The sequence below is a fragment of the Ancylobacter terrae genome (assembly GCF_045108345.1).
Classification (GTDB): Bacteria; Pseudomonadota; Alphaproteobacteria; order Rhizobiales; family Xanthobacteraceae; genus Ancylobacter.
The window spans coordinates 546,056-568,254 of sequence record NZ_JBJGXH010000001.1 but is presented as its reverse complement, the minus strand read 5'-3'; the positions used below and the strand labels follow the sequence as shown (position 1 = coordinate 568,254).

Annotated in this window: 17 protein-coding genes; 14 read left to right on the top strand and 3 right to left on the bottom strand. The window is 70.4% G+C overall.

The window, feature by feature from the left end; translation table 11 throughout:
- The first annotated feature begins 175 nt into the window (after positions 1-175).
- The 8 genes from serA to ACEUEL_RS02600 all read left to right on the top strand — a co-directional run bounded on the left by serA (position 176) and on the right by ACEUEL_RS02600 (position 11,599).
- Positions 176-1,762, top strand: a complete 1,587-nt coding sequence (gene serA, locus ACEUEL_RS02635; RefSeq protein WP_405701871.1) for a phosphoglycerate dehydrogenase — start codon at positions 176-178, stop codon at positions 1,760-1,762.
- Between the two features lie 232 nt (positions 1,763-1,994).
- Positions 1,995-3,245, top strand: a complete 1,251-nt coding sequence (locus tag ACEUEL_RS02630) for a sarcosine oxidase subunit beta family protein (protein ID WP_405701869.1) — start codon at positions 1,995-1,997, stop codon at positions 3,243-3,245.
- 10 nt (positions 3,246-3,255) lie between these two features.
- The gene (locus ACEUEL_RS02625) at positions 3,256-3,546 is read left to right on the top strand and encodes a sarcosine oxidase subunit delta (RefSeq protein WP_405701866.1); all 291 of its coding nucleotides are present in this window, start codon (positions 3,256-3,258) and stop codon (positions 3,544-3,546) included.
- Entirely contained in the window at positions 3,546-6,548 is a 3,003-nt protein-coding gene (locus ACEUEL_RS02620) for a sarcosine oxidase subunit alpha (RefSeq protein ID WP_405701863.1), read from the top strand. The genes ACEUEL_RS02625 and ACEUEL_RS02620 overlap by 1 nt, the downstream gene beginning before the upstream one ends.
- On the top strand, positions 6,541-7,119 hold the full coding sequence (locus tag ACEUEL_RS02615; RefSeq protein ID WP_405701860.1) for a sarcosine oxidase subunit gamma: 579 nt from the start codon (positions 6,541-6,543) through the stop codon (positions 7,117-7,119). Before ACEUEL_RS02620 ends, ACEUEL_RS02615 begins: the two co-directional genes overlap by 8 nt.
- Positions 7,120-7,250: 131 nt before the next feature.
- Positions 7,251-8,615: an L-serine ammonia-lyase gene (locus ACEUEL_RS02610; protein WP_405701859.1), complete on the top strand. Its 1,365-nt coding sequence runs from the start codon at positions 7,251-7,253 to the stop codon at positions 8,613-8,615.
- A gap of 516 nt (positions 8,616-9,131) precedes the next feature.
- Complete coding sequence (gene oxlT, locus ACEUEL_RS02605) at positions 9,132-10,442, top strand: oxalate/formate MFS antiporter (RefSeq protein WP_405701856.1); 1,311 nt, start codon at positions 9,132-9,134, stop codon at positions 10,440-10,442.
- A gap of 125 nt (positions 10,443-10,567) precedes the next feature.
- The gene (locus ACEUEL_RS02600) at positions 10,568-11,599 is read left to right on the top strand and encodes a GlxA family transcriptional regulator (protein WP_405701853.1); all 1,032 of its coding nucleotides are present in this window, start codon (positions 10,568-10,570) and stop codon (positions 11,597-11,599) included.
- Between the two features lie 6 nt (positions 11,600-11,605).
- Here ACEUEL_RS02600 and ACEUEL_RS02595 read toward each other — a convergent pair whose 3' ends face one another.
- Entirely contained in the window at positions 11,606-12,355 is a 750-nt protein-coding gene (locus ACEUEL_RS02595) for an anti-sigma factor (protein WP_405701851.1), read from the bottom strand.
- On the bottom strand, positions 12,352-12,921 hold the full coding sequence (locus tag ACEUEL_RS02590; protein ID WP_405701849.1) for a sigma-70 family RNA polymerase sigma factor: 570 nt from the start codon (positions 12,919-12,921) through the stop codon (positions 12,352-12,354). The genes ACEUEL_RS02595 and ACEUEL_RS02590 overlap by 4 nt, the downstream gene beginning before the upstream one ends.
- A 159-nt stretch (positions 12,922-13,080) precedes the next feature.
- On the opposite strand from ACEUEL_RS02590, the gene ACEUEL_RS02585 reads away from it, so the two are divergent.
- The 3 genes from ACEUEL_RS02585 (at position 13,081) to ACEUEL_RS02575 (ending at position 16,773) form a co-directional block, all read left to right on the top strand.
- The gene (locus ACEUEL_RS02585) at positions 13,081-13,854 is read left to right on the top strand and encodes a DUF4394 domain-containing protein (RefSeq protein ID WP_405701847.1); all 774 of its coding nucleotides are present in this window, start codon (positions 13,081-13,083) and stop codon (positions 13,852-13,854) included.
- A 165-nt stretch (positions 13,855-14,019) separates the two neighbouring features.
- Positions 14,020-15,279 (top strand): aromatic ring-hydroxylating oxygenase subunit alpha, encoded by a 1,260-nt coding sequence (locus ACEUEL_RS02580; protein ID WP_405701845.1) that lies wholly within the window; start codon positions 14,020-14,022, stop codon positions 15,277-15,279.
- Positions 15,280-15,633: 354 nt separating this feature from the next.
- A complete protein-coding gene (locus tag ACEUEL_RS02575) occupies positions 15,634-16,773 on the top strand; it encodes a 2Fe-2S iron-sulfur cluster-binding protein (protein WP_405701843.1) in 1,140 nt (379 codons plus the stop codon).
- 54 nt (positions 16,774-16,827) lie between these two features.
- On the opposite strand, the gene ACEUEL_RS02570 is transcribed toward ACEUEL_RS02575, so the two are convergent.
- The gene (locus ACEUEL_RS02570) at positions 16,828-17,475 is read right to left on the bottom strand and encodes a hypothetical protein (RefSeq protein WP_405701841.1); all 648 of its coding nucleotides are present in this window, start codon (positions 17,473-17,475) and stop codon (positions 16,828-16,830) included.
- A gap of 151 nt (positions 17,476-17,626) precedes the next feature.
- Between ACEUEL_RS02570 and ACEUEL_RS02565 the strand changes: the two genes are divergently transcribed.
- The 3 genes from ACEUEL_RS02565 (at position 17,627) to ACEUEL_RS02555 (ending at position 22,196) form a co-directional block, all read left to right on the top strand.
- Positions 17,627-18,634 carry a GlxA family transcriptional regulator gene (locus tag ACEUEL_RS02565; RefSeq protein WP_405701839.1) on the top strand — a complete coding sequence of 336 codons (1,008 nt, stop codon included), beginning with the start codon at positions 17,627-17,629 and terminating at the stop codon, positions 18,632-18,634.
- A 565-nt stretch (positions 18,635-19,199) separates the two neighbouring features.
- Positions 19,200-20,000, top strand: coding sequence for a YoaK family protein (locus ACEUEL_RS02560; protein ID WP_405701836.1), 801 nt, complete (start codon positions 19,200-19,202; stop codon positions 19,998-20,000).
- Between the two features lie 156 nt (positions 20,001-20,156).
- Positions 20,157-22,196 carry an oxidoreductase gene (locus ACEUEL_RS02555; protein ID WP_405701834.1) on the top strand — a complete coding sequence of 680 codons (2,040 nt, stop codon included), beginning with the start codon at positions 20,157-20,159 and terminating at the stop codon, positions 22,194-22,196.
- Positions 22,197-22,199: the final 3 nt, after the last annotated feature.

Genomic DNA, 22,199 nt, shown 5'->3' with positions numbered 1-22,199 from the left:
CAGCCTGCTCCCAACGCAGGTCCGGCTCGTGCGGGGAATGGCCTCTCTCCCGGCCGCGTATCACCGCCCGAGCCCGTTCGCGCCCGCTCCCGGGGGCGCGCTGATGCCCACGAACGCTTCGTCGTCCCCTCCCGCCGGCGGCGGGACCCCGATTCTCATCACACGGACCACAGCCATGGCTCCCCGCGTCCTCATCTCCGACGCCCTTTCCCCCGCCGCCGTGCAGATCTTCAGGGATCGCGGCATCGAGGTCGATTTCCAGCCGAACCTCGGCAAGGACAAGGACAAGCTCGCCGAGATCATCGGCGATTATGACGGCCTCGCCATCCGCTCGGCGAGCAAGGTCACCCCGAAGATCCTCGCCAATGCCACCCGCCTGAAGGTGGTCGGCCGCGCCGGCATCGGCGTCGACAATGTCGACATCCCCGCCGCGACCGCCAAGGGCGTGATCGTGATGAACACGCCGTTCGGCAACTCCATCACCACCGCCGAGCACGCCATCGCCATGATGTTCGCGCTGGCCCGCGAGATTCCCGCTGCCGACGCCTCGACCCAAGCCGGCAAGTGGGAGAAGAACCGCTTCATGGGCGTCGAGCTCACCGCCAAGACGCTCGGCATCATCGGCTGCGGCAATATCGGCTCGATCGTCGCCGACCGGGCGCTGGGCCTGAAGATGAAGGTGGTCGCCTATGATCCCTTCCTCAGCCCCGAGCGCGCGCTCGACATCGGCGTCGAGAAGGTCGAGCTCGACGACCTGCTCGCCCGCGCCGACGTCATCACCCTGCACACGCCGCTGACCGAGAAGACCAAGAACGTGCTCTCGGCCGAGAACATCGCCAAGACGAAGAAGGGCGTGCGCATCGTCAACTGCGCCCGCGGCGGCCTCGTCGACGAGGCGGCCCTCGCCGCCGCGCTGAAGTCCGGCCATGTCGCCGGCGCCGCCTTCGACGTGTTCGTCACCGAGCCGGCCACCGAGAACCCGCTGTTCGGCCTGCCCAACGTGATCTGCACCCCGCACCTCGGCGCCTCGACCTCCGAGGCGCAGGAGAACGTGGCGCTGCAGGTCGCCGAGCAGATGAGCGACTACCTGCTGCGCGGCGCCATCTCCAACGCGGTGAACTTCCCCTCCATCACCGCCGAGGAAGCCCCGAAGCTGAAGCCCTTCATCGAGCTCGCCGAGAAGCTCGGCTCCTTCGCCGGCCAGCTCACCGACACCGACATCAAGACCGTGCGCATCACCTATGAGGGCGCGGTGGCGGAGCTGAAGATCAAGGCGCTGACCTCGGCGGCGGTCGCCGGCCTGCTGCGCCCGGCCCTGCAGGACATCAACGTCGTCTCCGCCCCCTCCATCGCCAAGGAGCGCGGCATCGTCGTCGAGGAAGTCACCCGCGAGGTGGCCGGCGACTACGAGAGTCTCGTGACGCTGACCGTGATCACCGAGAAGATGGAGCGCTCGGTCGCCGGCACCGTCTTCGCCGACGGGCGCCCGCGCATCGTCGACATCAAGGGCATCAAGGTCGACGCCGAGTTCGCCCCCTCGATGCTCTACGTCACCAACGAGGACAAGCCCGGCTTCGTCGGCCGCTTCGCCAGCCTGCTGGGCGATGCGGGCATCAACATCGCCACCTTCGCGCTGGGCCGCGACCGGCAGGGGGGCGACGCCATCGCCCTCGTCGAGGTCGACGGCACGGTGCCGGCCGAGCTCCTCGCCAAGGTGCAGGCGCTGCCGCATGTGAAGCAGGCCAAGCCGCTGGTGTTCTGAGCGGCGCCGCCGGCCGGGCGCGGCCTGCGGGCGGCAGTCTCGTTCATCCTCCATCCCGGAGCGGTCGCAGGGCCGTCTCCGGGATTGTCGTTTGAGGCCCCGCGCTCCGGCCGGCGATGTCGCATCCGTACAACTCGCGCGCCGAAACAATGCTCGCCATCGATGGGGCCCCAAGCGAGCATGCGGCAAGGTCGCGGCATTCTCCGTCGCGGCGGCTACGGAGGCCGGTCCCGTGCAGAAATTCTCAGGCTTCGAGCTGTTCCGCCGCGCGCTGGGCGGCCACAAGAGCTGGCAGCCGCAATGGCGCAGCCCCGAGCCGAAGACGGAATACGACGTCGTCATCGTCGGCGCCGGCGGCCATGGCCTCGCTTGCGCCTATTACCTCGCCAAGGAGCACGGCATCACCAATGTCGCGGTGATCGAGCGCGGCTGGCTGGGCGGCGGCAATACCGGGCGCAACACCACCATCGTGCGCTCCAACTATCTCTTCGACGAGAGCGCCGGCCTCTACGAGCATTCGGTGAAGCTGTGGGAGGGCCTCTCCCAGGATATCAACTACAACGTCATGTATTCCGCGCGCGGCGTGCTGATGCTGGCGCACAACCATCACGACGTGATCAGCTTCAAGCGCCACATCCACGCCAACCGCCTCAACGGCGTCGACAATGAGTGGCTGAGCGCCGAGGAGGTGAAGGCCTTCTGCCCGCCGCTGAACATCGCCTCGATGCGCTACCCGATCGTCGGCGGCGCGCTGCAGCGGCGTGGCGGCACCGCCCGCCATGACGCGGTCGCCTGGGGCTTCGCCCGCGCCGCGGATGCGCGCGGCGTCGACATCATCCAGAACTGCGAGGTCAAGGGCATCCGCCGCAACGCCGCCGGCGCGGTCGAGGGCGTCGAGACCTCGAAGGGCTTCATCCGGGCGAAGAAGGTCGGCGTCTCCGCCGCCGGCCACACCTCGGTGGTGATGGCCATGGCGGGCCTGCGCATGCCGCTGGAGAGCTTCCCGCTGCAGGCTCTGGTGTCGGAGCCGGTGAAGCCCGCCTTCCCCACCGTGGTGATGAGCAACACCATCCACGCCTATATCTCGCAGTCCGACAAGGGCGAGATGGTGATCGGGGCCGGCACCGACGCCTACACCTCCTATTCCCAGCGCGGCGCGCTGCACGTCACCACCCACACGCTCGACGCCATCTGCGAGCTGGTCCCCCAGTTCCGCCGCCTGCGCATGCTGCGCAACTGGGGCGGCATCGTCGACGTGACGCCGGACCGCTCGCCGATCATCGCCAAGACCCCGGTGCCGGGCCTTTACGTGAACTGCGGCTGGGGCACCGGCGGCTTCAAGGCGACGCCGGGCTCGGGCCACGTCTTCGCCCACACCATCGCGAAGGACGCGCCGCACCCGATCAACGCCGCCTTCACGCTGGAGCGCTTCCGCGACGGCTTCCTGATCGACGAGGCGGCCGCCGCCGCCGTCGCGCACTGAGGCAACCCCCATGCTGATCATCAACTGCCCCTGGTGCGGCGACCGCCCCGAGATCGAGTTCCGCTATGGCGGCGAGGCCCATATCGCCCGTCCGGCCGACCCGTCCGCCCTCTCCGACGCGGAATGGGCGGAGTTCCTCTACAACCGCACCAATCCCAAGGGCCTGCACGCCGAGCGCTGGCGCCACATCCATGGCTGCGGGCGCTTCTTCAACGCCGTGCGCGACACGGTGAGCGACTTCTTCGTCACCACCTACAAGGCCGGCGAGCCGCGCCCGGGCGCCAACGGGGAGCAGGGCTGATGACCACGAGCTATCGCCTCCCTGCCGGCGGGCGCATCGACCGCCAGCGCCCCGCCTCCTTCACCTTCGACGGCAAGTCCTATCGCGGCTATGCCGGCGACACGCTGGCCTCGGCGCTGATCGCCAACGGCGTGCATCTGGTCGGCCGCTCGTTCAAGTATCACCGCCCGCGCGGCATCATCTCCGCCGGTTCCGACGAGCCGAACGCGCTGGTCGGCGTCGGCCGCGACGAGGCGCACTACACGCCGAACCTGCGCGCGACGCAGGTCGAGCTCTATGACGGGCTGAAGGCCGAAAGCCAGAACCGCTGGCCCTCGCTCGGCTTCGATGCCGGCGCGGTGAACGACCTCGCCGCGCCCTTCCTGCCGTCCGGCTTCTACTACAAGACCTTCATGTGGCCGGCCGGCGCGTGGAAGAAGTTCTACGAGCCGAAGATCCGCGCCATGGCCGGGCTCGGGCGCGCTCCGACCGAATGGGACCCCGACCGCTACACCCAGCACTACGCCCATTGCGACGTGCTCGTCGTCGGCTCCGGCCCGGCCGGCATCGCCGCGGCGCTGGCCGCGAGTGCGTCGGGCGCCCGGGTGATCCTCGTCGACGAGCAGGCCGAACTCGGCGGCTCGCTGCTCGCCGCCACCGGCGCGACCATCGAGGGCCAGCCGGCCGGCGACTGGCTGACGGCCAGCCTTGCCGCGCTCCAGGCGAGCGGCAACGTCACGCTGATGCCGCGCACCACCGCCTTCGGCTATTTCCCGCATAATTTCATCGCGCTCGCCGAGCGCGTCACCGACCATATCGGCATGCCCGACCCGAACCTGCCGCGCGAGCGGCTCTGGCAGGTGCGTGCCAAGGAAGTGGTGCTCGCCACCGGCGCGCTGGAGCGCCCGCTGGTGTTCCCCGACAATGACCGCCCCGGCGTGATGCTGGCCGATTCCGCCCGCACCTATCTCACCCGCTACGCCGTCCAGCCCGGCAAGCGCGCGGTGATCTTCACCGCCGGCGACACCGGCTACCGTGCGGCGCTGGACCTCGCCGCCGGCGGCGTCGAGATCGCCGCCATCGCCGATTTGCGCGCCGCGCCCTCGGGCGAATTCGCCGCCCGGGCGCTCGCCGCCGGCATCGATGTGCGCCCCGCCACCGTCGTGGTCGGCACGTCGGGCCGCCTGCGCGTCTCCTCGGCGAAGCTCGCCAAGGTGAGCGGCGGGCGTGTCGGCCCGGCGGAGACGGTTCCCTGCGACCTCGTGCTGATGTCGGGCGGGCTCACCCCGAGCGTGCACCTGTTCTCGCAGTCGCGCGGCAAGCTCGCCTGGGACGCCGGCCTCGAAGTCTACGTCCCCGGCACCTCGGTGGAGCGCGAGCGCTCGGCCGGCGCCTGCCGCGGCGTCTACGCGCTCAAGGCAGCGCTGGAGGACGGCTACGCCAAGGGCGAGGCCGCCGCCCATTCCGCCGGCGCCGGACCGGTGCCCGCCCGCGGCTTCGCGGTCGAGGCGCTGGATGTCGGCACCGACGGCTTCATCGGCGCCACCCCGCACAACCGCAACCCGGCCTTCACCAAGGCCTTCGTCGACTGGCAGAACGACGTCACCTCGAAGGACCTGAAGCTGGCGACGCGCGAGGGCTTCAAGTCGATCGAGCACATCAAGCGCTACACCACGACGGGCATGGCGACCGACCAGGGCAAGACCTCCAACATGAACGCCCTCGGCATCGTGTCGGAGGCGCTCGGCGATGCGGTGCCCAAGATCGGCCTCACCACCTTCCGCCCGCCCTTCACCCCCACCACCTTCGGCATCTTCGCCGGCGTCGCGCGCGGCGACCTGTTCGATCCCGTCCGCACCACGCCGATCCACAACTGGGCGGCCGAGCACGGCGCCGCCTTCGAGGATGTCTCGCTGTGGAAGCGCGCGCATTACTTCCCCAAGGCGGGCGAGGACATGCACGCGGCGGTGGCGCGCGAGTGCAAGGCGGTGCGCGACAGCGTCGGCATCTTCGACGCCTCGACGCTCGGCAAGATCGAGATCGTCGGCCCGGACGCCGCCGAGTTCATGAACCGCATGTACACCAACGCCTGGCTGAAGCTGGAGCCGGGCCGGCTGCGCTACGGCGTCATGCTGCGCGAGGACGGCTTCGTCACCGATGACGGCGTGGTCGGCCGCATGGCGCCGGACCGCTTCCACGTCACCACCACCACCGGCGGCGCGCCCCGCGTGCTGCACATGATGGAGGACTACCTCCAGACGGAATGGCCCGACCTCGACGTCTGGCTCACCTCCACCACCGAGCAATGGGCGGTGATCGCCGTGCAGGGCCCGAAGGCGCGCGACGTGCTGCAGCCCCTCCTCGACGACATCGACATCTCCAAGGGCGCCTTCCCGCATATGAGCGTGAAGGAGGGCCACATCGCCGGCGTGCCCACCCGCCTGTTCTCGGTCTCCTTCACCGGCGAGCTCGGCTTCGAGGTGAACGTGCCCGCCGAATATGGGCGCGCCGTGTGGGAGGCGATCGTCGCCGCCGGCCAGCCCTACGGCATCACCCCCTACGGCACCGAGACCATGCACGTGCTGCGGGCCGAGAAGGGCTACATCATCGTCGGCCAGGAGACGGACGGCACCGCGACGCCGGATGATGTCGGCCTCGGCTGGGCGGTCGGCAAGGCGAAGAAGGATTTCGTCGGCAAGCGCTCGCTCGCCCGCGCCTCGATGTCGGACCCGAACCGCAAGCAGCTGGTCGGCCTGCTGACCACCGATCCGAACATCGTGCTGGAGGAAGGCGCGCAGATCGTCGCCGACCCGAAGGCGCCGGTGCCGGTGCCGATGCTCGGCCACGTCACCTCGTCCTATCGCAGCGCCGTGCTCGGCCGCTCCATCGCGCTGGCCGTGATCAAGGGCGGGCGCGGGCGGATCGGCGAGAAGCTCTCCGTGCCGATGCCGCACCGGGTGATCGAGGTCGAGGTGGTCGAGCCGGTCTTCTATGATCCCAAGGGGGAACGCCTCAATGGCTGATCTCGCACACGCCCTGACCCCCGCCTATCCGCTCGATGCGCTCGCCGCCGGCGCCCGCGCCATCCCCGCCGCGCAGCTCACCGCGCTCGGCCCCGCCGCCCGCCTCGCCTTCCGCGGCCGCGACGCAGCGATCGGCCCGGCCGGCGAGGCCTATGGCGTCGCCTTGCCGCGCGAGGCCAACCGCTTCGCCACCGGCGCCGACGGGCGGCTCGCGCTCTGGCTCGGGCCGGACGAATGGCTGCTGGTCGCGCCGGGGGCGGCCCCCGCGCCGATCGTCGCCGCCATCGGGCAGGCCGTCGGCGCGCTGCCGCACTCCCTTGTCGACGTCTCATCGCGCAGCGTCGGCATCGCCGTCGAGGGTGCGAAGGCGGCTTATGCGCTGAACCAGGGCGTGCCGCTCGACCTCTCGCTTGCCGCCTTCCCGGTCGGCATGGCGACCCGCACTTTGCTCGGCAAGGCCGAGATCGTGCTGCTGCGCCACGGCCCGGAGAGCTTCCACATCGACGTGTGGCGCTCCTTCGCCGCCTATGTCTGGCAATATCTCGACGGCGCCCGGCGCGAGCTGGGCTGACGACCTGCCCGTCATCCCGGACGGCCGCAGGCCGCCGGGATCGCGTGCCGGAATTGCGCCCTCAGGACGACGATCCCGGCTCTCCGCCCTGCGGGCTGCGGCCGGGATGACCCGGAAAGCAGTGTGAGCCCATGATCAGCGTGTTCGAGCTGTTCAAGATCGGCATCGGCCCGTCCTCATCGCACACGGTGGGGCCGATGCGGGCGGCGGCGAGCTTCGTCGAGCGGCTCGGCGCGATGGCGCTGCCCGCCCGCCCCGCGCGGATCGAGGCGGTGCTGTACGGCTCGCTCGCCTGGACCGGCAAGGGCCACGCCACCGACCGCGCGGTGATGCTCGGCCTCGCCGGCCAGCGGCCCGACACGCTGGTGCCGGCGGAGGCGGACGCGGTGATCGCGGCGGCGCAGGCCGGCACGCTGGCGCTGGAGGTCGGCGCCGCCCGCATCCCCTTCGAACCCGCGCGCGACATCGTCTTCGACACCATTGCCGACACGCCCAAGCATCCCAACACCATCGCCTTCCGCGCGCTCGCGGCCGACGGTGCCCTGCTCTACGAGGAGCGCTGGTGCTCGATCGGCGGCGGCTTCGTGGTGCCGGAGGAGGAGGTCGGGCGCCCCGCCCCGCCGGCCGCCACGGCTGTGCCCTACCCGTTCCGCAACGCCCGCGAGCTGCTGGCGCTGGCCGAGCGAGCCGGTCTCACCATCGCCGCGCTGGTGATGGCGAACGAGGAGGCGCTGCGCCCGCGCGCCGCCATCGAAGCGCATCTCGACCGCATCGACGAGGTGATGATGACCTGCGTCGACCGCGGCATCTCCACCGACGGCATCCTGCCCGGCGGCCTCAGCGTGAAGCGCCGCGCCCGCTCGATCCGCGACCGGCTCTACGCCCGCAACGAGCCCACCCCGCACGAGATCATGGACTGGGTGAGCCTCTACGCCATCGCCGTGAACGAGGAGAACGCGGCGGGCGGGCGCGTCGTCACCGCCCCCACCAACGGCGCGGCCGGCGTGGTGCCGGCGACGCTGCGCTATTTCCGCGACCATTGCCCCGGCGCGGGACGCGAAGGCATCCACACCTTCCTGCTCACCGCCACCGCCATCGGCGCGCTGTTCAAGATGAACGCCTCGATCTCCGGCGCCGAGGTCGGCTGCCAGGGCGAGGTCGGCGTCGCCTGCTCCATGGCCGCCGCGGGGCTTGCGGCCGCCCTCGGCGCCAGCAACGCGCAGATCGAGAACGCCGCCGAGATCGGCATGGAGCATCACCTCGGCATGACCTGCGACCCCATCGGCGGGCTGGTGCAGGTGCCCTGCATCGAGCGCAACGCTTTTGGGGCCATCAGCGCGGTGAACGCCGCCTCGCTCGCTTTGCACGGCGACGGCACCCATGTGGTGCCGCTCGACAAGGTGATCGTCACCATGCGCGAGACCGGCCGCGACATGGCCTCGAAGTACAAGGAAACCTCGCTCGGCGGCCTCGCGGTCAACCTGCCGGAGTGCTGAGCGACGGGCGCCCCGACCGGGCGCCCCTTCTCCTGCCGCACGCCGTCCGGCAGGTTGCCGGAAGGCGCCCCCCGCCGCGGCGGATGATCTCCCCCAGCCCTGCCCATTCCTGCCCATTCCTGCCCTGCCCTGCCACCGGTCGCGCAGCCGGTGCGAACGCACGTCCCCGGTCGACGCGGGCGGGCCGCGGCGCGCCTTCACAACACCGACAGTAACGCAGCGTCACCCATACCTGACGTTGGGGAATAACACCTACGTATAATTTACTCTTGCTCCCCGGAGGATTCATGCTAATGGTCGACTAAATAAGATATGCCAGAGAATTCCGGCAGACAAAGACTCGTTGACGTACGGTCATAACGCTACGTCATCGAACCAATGCTTGAACTATACAAGCAACGGGCCTCGTATGTCTGACGTTCCGGCAGATCTTGTGACCGCATCACGCTGATCGACCACATCCGAAGCGGCCGCCTCTCCACAAGAGCCGCACGGACGGAAACGTTCGAGGACACAATGCAAACCACTCAGCCTTCCGTGCGCGCCTGGGAACCCTGGTTCCAGCTCGGCTGCGGCATCGTCTGCATGGCGATGATCGCCAATCTCCAGTACGGCTGGACCCTGTTCGTCGATCCCATCGATGCCAAGCATCACTGGGGCCGCGCCGCCATCCAGCTCGCCTTCACCCTGTTCGTGCTGACCGAGACCTGGCTGGTGCCGGTCGAGGCGTGGTTCGTCGACCGCTACGGCCCGCGCGTCGTCATCACCTTCGGCGGCGTGATGATCGCCCTGTCCTGGATCGTGAATTCGCAGGCGAGCTCGCTCACCATGCTCTATGCCGGCGCCATCCTCGGCGGCATCGGCGCGGGCTCGGTCTACGGCACCTGCGTCGGCAACGCGCTGAAATGGTTCCCCTACCGCCGCGGCCTCGCCGCCGGCGCCACCGCCGCCGGCTTCGGTGCCGGCGCGGCGCTGACCGTGGTGCCGATCGCCGCGATGATCGCGACCTCCGGCTACGAGCAGGCCTTCCTGTGGTTCGGCATCGGCCAGGGCATCGTGGTGCTGGTCATCGCCCAGTTCCTCTACATGCCCAAGCACAAGATCGCGCCGCCGAAGAAGGTCTCCTCGCTTCCCCAGAGCAAGGTCGACTACAAGCCGGCCCAGACCGTCTCGAAGCCGGTGTTCTGGCTGCTCTACGCCATGTTCGTCATGGTCGCCTCGGGCGGCCTGATGGCGGCGGCCCAGATCGGCCCGATCGCCCATGACCTCGGCGTCGCCGACATCCCGGTGAACGTGTTCGGCCTGCAGGCGGCAGCGCTGACGCTGGCCATCTCGCTCGACCGCATCTTCGACGGCTTCGGCCGCCCGCTGTTCGGCTACATCTCCGACCGCATCGGCCGCGAGAACACCATGTTCATCGCCTTCGGCACCGCCGCCGCGGCGCTGCTGGTGCTGGTGTTCCACGGCAGCAACCCGCTGGTCTTCGTGCTGGCCACCGCCGCCTTCTTCGGCGTGTTCGGCGAGATCTACTCGCTGTTCCCGGCGACCTGCGGCGATACGTTCGGCTCGAAGTTCGCCGCCACCAATGCCGGCATGCTCTACACCGCCAAGGGCACCGCGGCGCTGCTCGTGCCGCTCGCCAGCGTCGTCGCGGCGACCTATGGCTGGTACGCGGTGTTCGCCATCGCGGTCGGCCTGAACGCCTGCGCCGCGCTGCTCGCCATGTTCGTCCTGCGGCCGGTGCGCGCGCGCTTCATCGCCCGCTCCAACGTCGCCGGCGAGGCGACCGAGACCCAGCCGATCGGCGTTTCCCAGCCCGCCCACTGAGCCTTCGGCCACACCTTCGGGGCCCGCGCCGGAACGTCCGGCCGGGCCCCGCTTGTCATTGGGCAAGCGCCGCGCGAATTTGCTATGGTTCCAGAATGGAGCCACGCACCAACGAGCCTCGCCACATGGGATATCACGCCGCCCCGTCCGGTGCCCCGGCGCTGAACATCGGCTTCATCCTCGCCGACAACTTCACCCTGTCGGCCTTCTCGCTCTTCGTCGATCATCTGCGCCTCGCCGCCGACGAGGGCGACCGCTCCCGCCCCATCCTGGCCCGCTGGCAGATCATGGCGAGCCGGGCGGACCCGATCCGGGCGAGCTGCGGCGTCGCCGTCTCGCGCACCGATCCGCTCGGCGACCCCGCCCAGTTCGACTACATCGTCATCGTCGGCGGCCTGCTGCACACCGGCCCGCAGGTGGATGACGAGACCATCGCCTGGCTGAAGCGCGCCGCGCGCGCCGGCACGCCGCTGGTCGGCGTCTGCACCGGCTCCTTCGTGCTCGCCCGCGCCGGGCTGATGGTCGGCCGGCGCTGCTGCGTAAGCTGGTACCACTACCAGGACTTCCTCGACGAGTTTCCCCACCACACCCCGGTCGCCGACCGGCTCTATGTGATCGACGGCGACCGCATCACCTGCGCCGGCGGCGGCGGCGCCGCCGATCTCGCCGCCGCGCTGGTGGAAAAGCACATCGGCCGCTCGGTGGCGCAGAAGAGCCGCCACGTGCTGCTGCTGGACCGCGCCCATTCCGGCGCCGAGGCGCAGCCCCATCCCCCGATCGCCAATCTCGTCGCCGACGACCGCGTGCGCCGCGCCCTGCTGCTGATGGAGCAGCACATGGCCGATCCGCTGCCGATCGCCGATGTCGCCCGCCGGCTGCAGCTGTCGACGCGGCAGATCGAGCGGCTGTTCCAGACCGTGATGGGCCAGAAGCCGGGCGAGTTCTACCGCCGGCTGCGCCTGCGCTACGCGCGCTTCCTGCTCGACACCACCGGGCGGTCGGTGACCGATATCGCGCTCGAATCGGGGTTCTCGGACTGCGCCCACTTCTCGCGCCAGTTCAAGGCGATGCACGGCTTCACCCCGTCCGACGCCCGCGCCAGCGGCCCCAATCCCGCCGCCCAGCGCACCCAGGCCGCCCAGCGCCTGTTCGAGTGAGCGGGCTCAGATGCCGGCGCCGGTGGGGCTGGCATTGCCCTTCATGAGGATCGGCCCGGTCGGCCGGCCGGTCGGTGAGCCGCCTGCCGGCTCTAGCGTCACTTCATAGAGTTGCTCGGCTGCGGGCAGCGGCAGGCCGTCGACATTGAGCGGGATGGTCCGCAGGTTCTCCAGAAGCCCGACCGAGACCGGCCCGCGGGCGCGATCCCAGAGCGTCCAGACCTGGAGCGACTTGCCCTCGGGCGCTGTCAGCTCCCTCAGCGCCAGCAGTTCGGTACGCCCGTCCCGGAAGGCGTTGACCACCGCCGCCGGCTGGTTCTGGTCGGACAGCAGCACCGCGACCAGCACCGGCGTCTGCGCCGCCTTCCGGGCGAGCTGGGCGAGGCCGACCGCCATCAGCAGGCTTGCCGCGCAGGCGGCGAGGCCGACACCGCGCCAGAAGGCGAGGCTCTCCCACCAGCGCGCGGCCGGTTCGCCGCCCGGCGCGCGGGCGCGGGTCGTCGCGACGCCTGCGGGCTCCGGGCCGGTCTCGAGCCTGCCCGCAAGCGAGGCGCCGATGCGCGGCCACAGCGCCGGATCAGGGACGACGGAGGGCGCGGTCGCGTCGAGCTCGGCCACCCGCTCGCGCCACTCCTCCACCAGCGCGGCGAGGCCGGCGTCGACGGCCAGTTGCGCCTCGCAGCGCCGCGTCTCCTCGGCGTCCAGCAGCCCGAGGACATATTCGCTGGCGAGGCACTCGCGCTCCTGCGGGCTCATGCCAGGCACTCCTTCAGCGCACGCAGGCTGCGCCGGATCCACGCCTTGGCGGTGCCCAGCGGCACGCCGAGCCGGCCGGCCAGCTCGCCATGGGTGAGCCCCCGCAGATAGGCGAGAAGGATGGCCCGCCGCCGAAGCGGCTCGAGACGGTCGAGGCAGCGCTTCAGCGCGCTCGTCTCCGACAGCGCCACCAGCAGGCTCTCGGCGTCCGCCGCTTCCGAGGCCGGCTCGATCGCGTCGTAGTCGGCCACCAAGTCGATGCGCCGCTCGCCCCTCAGCACGTTGAGCGCCGTGTGGCGCAGCACGGTGAAGATCCACGTCGAGGCCTTGCCGCGCGCTGGGTCGAAGCTGGCGGCCTTCTCCCAGATGCGCAGGAAGGTGTCGTGCACCACCTCGTCGGCGAGATCGCGCCGGCGCAGCATACGCAGCGCGACGCCCGTCATCTTCGGCGCCAAATGCTCGTAGAGCCGATGCAGGCTCGCGCGCTCTCCCCGCGCGCATCCGCGCAGCGCCTCGGCAAGTTCGGCTTCGATGCCGTCATGGGCGCTCAGGGTAAGGCTCGTCACCGGTCGTTTCCGCAGAGTGGGTCTTTAACGTTTACGCAGCGGCAGGGTCCGTGGATGCAGCCGGGACGATTTTTTTCGTGTCGCCTGCGTCCATCGCCGCGGGCCGCGTGTAGCCGCTCCGTCGGCCGAGGCACGCTCGGCCCCAACGGAGTACGCCACATGAACCGCACGATGATCTCTCTCGCCGTCGCCGGACTGGCGATGACGGCCACCGGTGCCGGCGCCCAGTCCGTCGCGGCCCTCATCGAGGGCAACAGCATCGCCATCGTCGACGTCAAGGCCGCCAAAGCGGGCACACCCGTAAAGGTCGCCGGCGCGGGCAAGCTCGTCGGCATCGATGTGCGCCCGGCCGACGGCCTGCTCTACGGCCTGTTCGATGACGGCACGCTCGTGACCATCGACCCCAAGACCGGCGCCACCGCCGCCAAGTCGAAGCTGGAGGTCATGCTGCCCTCCGGCACCACGGCAACCGTCGATTTCAACCCGGTCGCCGATCGCCTGCGGGTCATCGGCAGCGACGGCACCAATCTGCGGGCCAATGTCGACGACGGGAAGGTGACCAAGGACGGCGCGCTCCGATTTGCCGAGGGCGACGCCAATAAGGCGGTGACACCCCGGATCGTCGCGGGCGCCTACACCAATTCCGTGAAGGGTGCCAAGGAAACCGCGCTGTACGACATCGACGCCGCCACCGGCACGCTGGTGAAGCAGGCCCCGCCCAATGACGGCGTGCTGAACGCCGTCGGCAGCCTCGGCGTCAGCGCCGCCAGCTACGCCTTCGACATCCCGGCCGGCGGCGCGAACGAGGGCTGGCTGATGGCCGACGGCACGCTCTACCGGGTCGATCTCGCCAGCGGCAAGGCGACCGCGGCAGGCAAGATCGGCGGCATTTCCGGCATGGTGCACGACATTGCCATCCTGCCGGCGCCGTAGATCGTCACCGCAGCCGAAGGGGCCGCCGCGCGCGGCCCCGCAGCGCCGAATGTCGCATGAGGGAAACTATCTGTCGCCTGCATGAAAGTCTGTCCGGTGGTTCCGTCGAACAATTCCAGACGAGGCGCGCCGGCAACGGGAACACGGCGCGCGGGAGATCCCGCCATGCTCGACCAGACCGATACCGCGCTCCGCGCGCTGCTGCGCCGCCGCAAGCCCGGCTACAGCCTCGAGGCCCCGTTCTACACCAGCCCCGAGATCTACGACGCCGACATGGAGATCATCTTCGGCCGGCACTGGATCTTCGTCGGCGTCGACCCGGACGTGCCGGAACCCGGCGACGCCATGACCTTCAACGTCGGCAAGTATTCGATCTTCGTCGTGCGCGACGACGACGGCGAGGTGCGCGCCTTCCACAATGTCTGCCGCCATCGCGGCGCGCCGATCGTGCACGACTACAAGACCACCGTCGGCAACCTCGTCTGCCGCTACCATTCCTGGACCTACGGCCTCGACGGCAAGCTGCTCTTCGCCGAGCATATGGGCGCGGATTTCGATCCGTCCTGCCATGGTCTCAAGCCGGTGCATGTGCGCTCGCTGGAAGGGCTGATCTTCGTCTGCCTCGCCGACGAGCCGCCGGCCGATTTCGACGTGATGGCGGCGAAGATGGCGCCCTATCTCGCCCCGCACGACCTGAAGAACGCCAAGGTCGCCTTCGAGAAGGACATCATCGAGCCGGGCAACTGGAAGCTCACCATGGAGAACAACCGCGAGTGCTATCACTGCGCGGGCAACCATCCCGAGCTCACCGTGCCGCTCTTCGCCTATGGCTTCGGCTTCGCGCCCGAGGAACTCGACGAGCACGGCCGCAAGGAGGCCGAGGAATACGCGAAGCTGGTCACCTCCAGCCACCGCGAGTGGGAGAGCTGCGGCTTCCCCTCCGAGTGCATCGAGCATCTCGACGACATGATCACCGGCTACCGTACCGAGCGCCTGCCGCTCGCCGGCGACGGCGAGAGCCACACCAACGACACCCGGGCGGCGTGCAGGAAGCTGCTCGGCAAGATCAACGATCCCCGCCACGGCGCGCTGCATTTCTGGACCCAGCCGAACTCGTGGCACCATTTCATGTCGGACCATGCGGTGGTGTTCTCGGTGCTGCCGCTCGACGCCGAGCGCTCGCTGCTGCGCACCAAGTGGCTGGTGCACAAGGACGCGGTGGAAGGCGTCGACTACGACGTCGAGAACCTGACCGCCGTCTGGGACGCCACCAACGACCAGGATTCCGAGCTGGTCGGCTATTGCCAGACCGGCGCGCAGAGCCCCGCCTACGAGCCCGGCCCCTACTCGCCGCACACCGAGATGCTCGTGGAGAAGTTCTGCAACTGGTATGTCGGCCGCATGAGCGACGCGCTCGGGTGCTGAGGCGGGGGTAGATCGATCCCGTTTTTATCCGTCATGTCGTCTTCACGGGCGGAGCAAAGCGAAGAGCCGGGATCGCCGGCCGGATGATGTCCCTACGATCCCGGCTCGGCCCTGCGGGCCGTCCGGGATGACAAAACGGCACCGCCCGCCGGTCGTCATCCCCGGGCTCGACCCGGGGATCCACGTCTGCCCCGTGGCGCCGCATCAGGTGTGGATGGCCGGGACAAGCCTGGCCATGACGTCTGAACCTTCGCTCTCCCCTCGGGGAGAGGGGTACGCAACCCCGCCCTCCCTCGCCCCGCCGGGACGAGGGAATTGAACGTTTCGCCGCCACGGAACGATTGGACACTGCCCATGACCACGCCGACCCCGACCGAGCCCGCCGCCGCGCTCATCGCCGACAGCCTGCCGCTGTGGAACCCGGACGTCGACGACGTGCTCGAGGTCCGCGCCGTGCGGGCGGAGACGCATGACGTCAAGACCTTCGTGCTGGCGCCGCGCACGCCCGCCCGCTTCCATTGGGAGCCCGGCCAGTTCCTCACCCTCGATCTCGAGATCGGCGGCGAGACCATCAACCGCTGCTACACCATCGCGGCGGCCCCCACCCGCCCGCACACGCTGGCGATCACGGTAAAGCGGGTGCCCGGCGGGCCGGTCTCGAACTGGCTGCACGACAACCTCAGGCCCGGCTCGCACATCCGCGCGGTCGGCCCGATGGGCGACTTCACCTGCTTCCGCCATGCGGCGCCGAAATACCTGTTCCTGTCCGGCGGCTCGGGCATCACCCCGCTGATGTCGATGGCCCGCACCTTCCACGACCTCGGCACCGCGCGCGACCTCGTCTTCGTCCACGCCGCGCGATCCCCCGCCGACATCATCTTCCGCGCCGAGCTGGAACTGATGGCGCGGAACCAGCCCGGCAGCTTCCGCTTCGCACCCGTCTGCGAGGCCGATGGCGCCGGCGAGCCGTGGGCCGGCTATCGCGGGCGCATCTCGCGGGCGCTGCTGGAGCTGATCGCGCCGGATTTCCGCGAGCGCGAGGTGTTCGTCTGCGGCCCCTCGCCCTTCATGGCGGCGGTGCGCACGCTGCTGAAGGACGCCGGCTTCGACATGGCCCGGCACCATGAGGAGAGCTTCAATTTCGAGGAGCTGGCGGGGGCCGAGCCGGAGGTCGCCGCGCAGGTGGCCGCGGCCGAGGCGGAGCTCGCCGCCGAGCCGGCCCCCGCGGCCACCGTCTACAAGGTCGAGTTCGCGAAGTCGAAGCGCACCATCGAGTGCGCCTCCGACATGTTCGTGCTGGACGCCGCGCGCCGGGCCGGCGTGCGCCTCCCGTCCTCCTGCGCCAAGGGCCTGTGCGGCACCTGCAAGTCGAAGCTGGTCTCGGGCACGGTCGAGATGACCCACCAGGGCGGCATCCGCCAGCGCGAGATCGACGCCGGCATGGTGCTGCTGTGCTGCTCGAAGCCGACCGCCGACCTCGTGGTCGACCGCTGAGCGAAAAAGGCCGCCCGGCGGCGGCCTTTCATCGGGCGCGCGTCACGCGCCGCGTCACCACACGACGTCGATGACGCTCTGCATGCCCTGCTTGACCGTATCGACCGTCGCGCTGGTCGCGGCCGCGGTGCGCTCGTACAGGTTCTTACTCGCACCGACGATGTCCGGCAGGCCATAGCCGCTCTCGGCCTCGCCGGCCGATGCCTGGGCCACAGCCGGGGGCGGGACGGCGACAGGTGCCGGCGCCGCCGCGACCGGCGCGGCGCCGAGCCGCTTCGGGTCGCGCGATTCGCAGGTGCTGCCGCAATTGTCGAAGCGCTCCACGCCCACCGGCATCGCCACCTTGCGCTCGCCCGCCACCCGGCCGGGCGCGGGCTTCGGCGCCGGCGCCACCGTCGCCTGCGTCGCGGCCCGCACGAAGGGCGGCGCGGCGCGGGCCGGCGCCTCGGCGGGCGGATTGAGCAGGTCGTGCAGGCTCGGCTCGGCGACCGTGAAGGTGCGATCGCCCTTGGCCAGCACCACGACCGGCACCGCCGGCTCCATCGCCACCCGCTCGGCCGGCTTGGCGGCGGGCGGAGCCATGCTGCCCTGCCCGGCCACATAACCGCCACCCGCCAGCAGGCCGGCGACCGCGAGCGCGAGGCCGGCCTTGCGAACCGGAACCGAGCGGAAATCCGGCCGCGCCGGAATCAGCATGCGCATGTCGTTCTCCCCCGTTGCGACGGTATGGATTTGGCGCAGGCGGCCGGGCGATTTTGCGGCGGAGCTGGTACGCCGCGGTGACGAGTTCGCGCTATTTTATGTGCGGCAGCGCGCCCCCACATGAGCGTCGCCGCCTCCACGGGACCCCATAATGCCGGCCACGCCCGACCTCGCGCAGCTGCGCCGCATCGGCTTCCTCACCCTGCCGAACCACTCGATGGTGGCGAGCGCCAACGCGCTCGAAGCGTTGCGCATGGCCAATTACGTCAGCGAGCGCGAGGCCTATCACTGGCGCGTCGTCACCCTCGACGGCACCCCGGCGATGGCCAGCAACGGCCTCTCGCTCAGCCCCACCGTGCCGCTCGCCGAGGCCGGCCCGCTCGACCTGCTGCTGGTGTGCGGCGGCATCGACGTGCGCCACGCCGCCGGGCGCGGCGTCGAGGACGCGCTGCGCCGCCTCAGCCGGCGCGGCGTCGCGCTCGGCGCGCTGTGCACCGGCACCTTCGTGCTGGCGGAGGCGGGGCTGCTCGATTTCTACCGCTGCGCCATCCATTGGGAGAACCTCTCCGCCATCCGCGAGGAATTCCCGCAGATCGGCTTTGTCGAGGACGCCTTCGTGATCGACCGCGACCGCCTCACCTGCACCGGCGGCGTCGCCCCGCTGGAGATGATGCTGGACCTGGTCGAGGCGGGCGAGGGCCGCGCCGTCGCCGACCGCGTCTCCGAACAGTTCATCGTCGAGCGCCGCCGCCGGCCCGGCGAGGGCCGTTCTGGCGAAGGCCGGCCCGGTGCGCCGGGAGCGGGCGAGCGCCCCGCCGCCGCGCGCCCCCGTCCCGCGCTGGCCGATCCTACCCTCGCCCGCGCGGTGCGGCTGATGGAGCGCGGCATCGAGCAGCCCCGCCGCATCGCCGAAATCGCGACCCGGCTCGACATCTCGCCCCGGCAGCTGGAGCGGCTGTTCGCCCGCCATCTCGGCGTCGCCCCCGCCGCCTACCAGCTCGGCCTGCGGCTGGAGCGGGCGCGCGAATTGCTGCGGCTCTCGCCGCTGCCGATCACCGATGTCGGCATCGCCTGCGGCTTCCAGTCCGCCGCCCATTTCGCCACCGCCTATGGCCGCCGCTTCGGCCGCACCCCGAGCGAGGAGCGCCGGGGCGGCTGACCCCGCGCCGGGCGTCTCCCGCCGCCACCCGGCCGGCCCCGTCATCCCGGACGGCGGGGCGCGCCGATCCGGAGACGGCGCGCGGCGAGGTGCACACCCCGGCCGATCCGGGCTCTTCGGCTGCGCCTGCGGCCGGGGTAATCGGCAGCGTCGCTCGCTCGCGCCTTTGCCTGCCACTGCCTGACACCCCTCCGCAGAAATCCGCTCTTGTGACGCGGCGGCGAGGCGCGCAGATTTGATGATCGAATGGCTCTCGTACGATTTGTACTGTCTATGAAAATGGCCCTTCCCGCCGCTGCGTCCCCCGCCCACGCGCCGCGTCGCCGAGCTGGTCACACCCCGTCCGGCAGCCGTGCTGCGCGAGGGCTGCGGCCTCGCCGGACAACGGGCCGGCGCGGTCGCGTCCGCCCGACGAAACCCCGCGCGGGGGAGCGGCACCGGGCGGCCGCGCCGCGACATTGCCTCTGGTGCACCGCCCCCGAAAGGCGTAAGCGCGAGGGATCGGCGGTGTTCGTCTGTCCCGCCACTTGCCATGGACGTGGCCGCAGGCCGCGCTGATGAACCGATGGATGCTCCCCATCAACCGGCGCGCCGCAAGGATCTCGCCGCCCGCTACACCGATTTCACCGCCGACATGCTCGCGGCGGAGCGGACGCCGATCGCCGACGCCCGTCTCGGCCTGCCGATGACCTTCGTCGCCGGCGCCACCAATGCCGGCGGGCTGCTCGCGGTCGGCCAGTACACCTCGCACATGTCGGGCATCGTCTCGGCGATGGCCGACAACCTCGTGCTCGGCGCCGGCGGCCTGGTCGCGGCCGGGCTCGTCGCCTTCCTGCCGTTCGTCGCCGGGGCGGCGACGTCGGCCCTGCTGGTCAACTGGGCCCGCCTGCATCACGTCGAAAGCCAGTATGCGCTGCCGCTGACCCTTGAAGCGCTGCTGCTTCTCGCCTTCGGCACGCTGGGCGGCTACGCGCAGCATTCCCAGCCGGCGCTGCTGGCGGCCATCGCCGTGCTGTGCTTCATCATGGGGCTGCAGAACGCCACGGTGACCAAGATGTCCGGCGCGCGCATCCGCACGACGCACATGACCGGCGTGGTGACCGACATCGGCATCGAGCTGGGCAAGCTGGTCTACCCCAACCGACAGCGCCGTCGCCGCGGCGCGCCGCTGGTGCTGGCCGATCGCGAGAAGCTCAAGCTGCTGACGCTGTTCCTGCTGCTGTTCTTCCTCGGTGGCGTCACCGGCGCGCTCGGCTTCAAATATGCCGGTTTCATCTTCTGCGTGCCGCTGGCGCTGCTGGTGCTGCTTCTGGCCGGTCCAGAGGCCTTCCGGCTCGGCGTGCGCGCGCTGGCGCGGCGGCGCTAGGCCGGGCTCACCCGGCCCCGATCACGCGGTCGCAAAGATTCCGGGTCGATGGCGTAATCGTTCTGTCCCCGGCCTGCCCGCGCGCTATCGTGGCACCCTGTCTGCCATGCGACGGGGCGCCGTCCCCGCCGCCGAGCCCATGAGCGACCCGCCCGCATGATCGCCAACGCCGACGCACTGCTCAAGCCATTGACGATCAAGGGTCTCACCATCCGCAACCGGGTGATGTCGACCTCGCACGCGCCCGGCTACGGCAAGGACGGAAAGCCGCAGGAACGCTACCAGCTCTACCATATGGAGAAGGCGAAGGGCGGCATCGGGCTCACCATGTTCGGCGGCTCCTCCTCCGTCGCCATCGACAGTCCGGCCGCGCCGTGGAACCAGATCTCCGTCGCCGACGACAGCGTCATCCCCTATTTCCGGCAGTTCGCCGAGCGCGTGCACGCCCACGGCGCCAAGCTGATGATCCAGCTCACCCATATGGGCCGGCGCACCAAGTGGGACACCGAGCACTGGCTGCCCACCCTCTCCGCCTCGCCCCGCCGCGAGCCCACCTCGCGCACCATCCCGCGCGAGATGGACCGCCACGACATCCGCCGCGTGGTGAAGTCGTTCGCCGAGGCGGCGCGCCGCTGCAAGGAGGGCGGGCTCGACGGCTGCGAGATTTCCGCCGCCCACGGCCACCTCGTCGACCAGTTCTGGTCGCCGAGCGTGAACCAGCGCACGGACGAGTATGGCGGCTCGCTCGCCAACCGCATGCGCCTCGGCCGCGAGGTGCTCGAAGCCATGCGCGAGGCGGTGGGGCCGGACTATGTCATCGGCATCCGCATGTCCGGCGACGAGATGATCGCCGACGGTCTCTCCCACGAGGACTGCGTCGAGATCGCCGCGACCTACGCCCGCGACGGCCTCGTCGATTTCCTCAACATCATGGGCGGCCAGGCCCGCGACGAGATGAGCCACGCCGTCTCGCTGCCCAACATGTCGTTCCCGGTCGCGCCGTTCCTGTTCCTGCCGAGCGCGATCAAGCGCGAGGTCGACATCCCCGTCTTCCACGCCCAGCGCGTCACCGACCTCGCCACCGGCGCCCGCGCGGTGGCGGAGGGCCATGTCGACATGATCGCCATGACCCGCGCCCACATCGCCGACCCCCATCTCGTCAAGAAGCTGATCGAGGGCCGCGACGACGACATCCGCCAGTGCGTCGGCGCCGGCTACTGCATCGACCGCATCTATGTCGGCGGCGACGCGTTGTGCCTGCAGAACGCCGCCACCGGGCGCGAGGCGACCATGCCCCACGTCATCCCGAAGGCGGAGGTGGCGCGCAAGGTGGTCGTCGTCGGCGCCGGCCCGGCCGGGCTCGAGGCGGCCCGCGTGTCCGCCGAGCGCGGCCACAAGGTGGTGCTGTTCGAGAAGGACGCCATCGCCGGCGGCCAGGTCAACGTCGCCGCGAAGGCGACCTGGCGCGAGGCGCTCTCCGGCATCCCGCGCTGGCTGTTCGCTCAAGTTCAGAAGAAGGGCGTCGACATCCGCCTGAACACCCCCGCCACCCCCGCCGCCATCCTCGCCGAGCAGCCGGACGTGGTGATCATGGCGACCGGCGGGCGGGCGAACCGCGGCCACGCCAAGGGCGCCGAGCACGCCGTCACCACCTGGGACGTGCTCACCGGCGCGGTCGAGCCGACCGGCTCGGTGCTGGTCTTCGACGAGATCGGCGGCCACAATGCCGCCTCCACCGCCGAGGTGCTGGCGAAGAAGGGCTGCCTGGTCGAGCTGGCGACGCACGACGTGCAGATCGCCCAGGAGGTCGGCACCACCAACAAGCCGATCCACCTGCGCGAACTCTACAAGCACGGGGTCGTGCTCTCGCCGAACCTGGAGCTGATCGAGATCTATCCGGAGGGCAACCGCCTCGTGGCGGCGCTGCGCAACACCATGACCGATGCCGAGGAGGAGCGCGTGGTCGACCGCGTCGTGGTCGATTGCGGCACGCTGCCCGTCGAAGAACTGTTCCACGAGCTGCGCACCGCCTCTGTGAATGACGGCGAGACCGATCTCGACGCGCTCATCGCCGGCCGCCCGCAGCAATGGACCGGCCAGCCCGGCTTCGCCCTCTACCGCGTCGGCGACGCCTGGACCGGCCGCAACATCCACGCCGCGCTCTACGATTCACTGCGCCTGTGCAAGGATCTGTGAGGA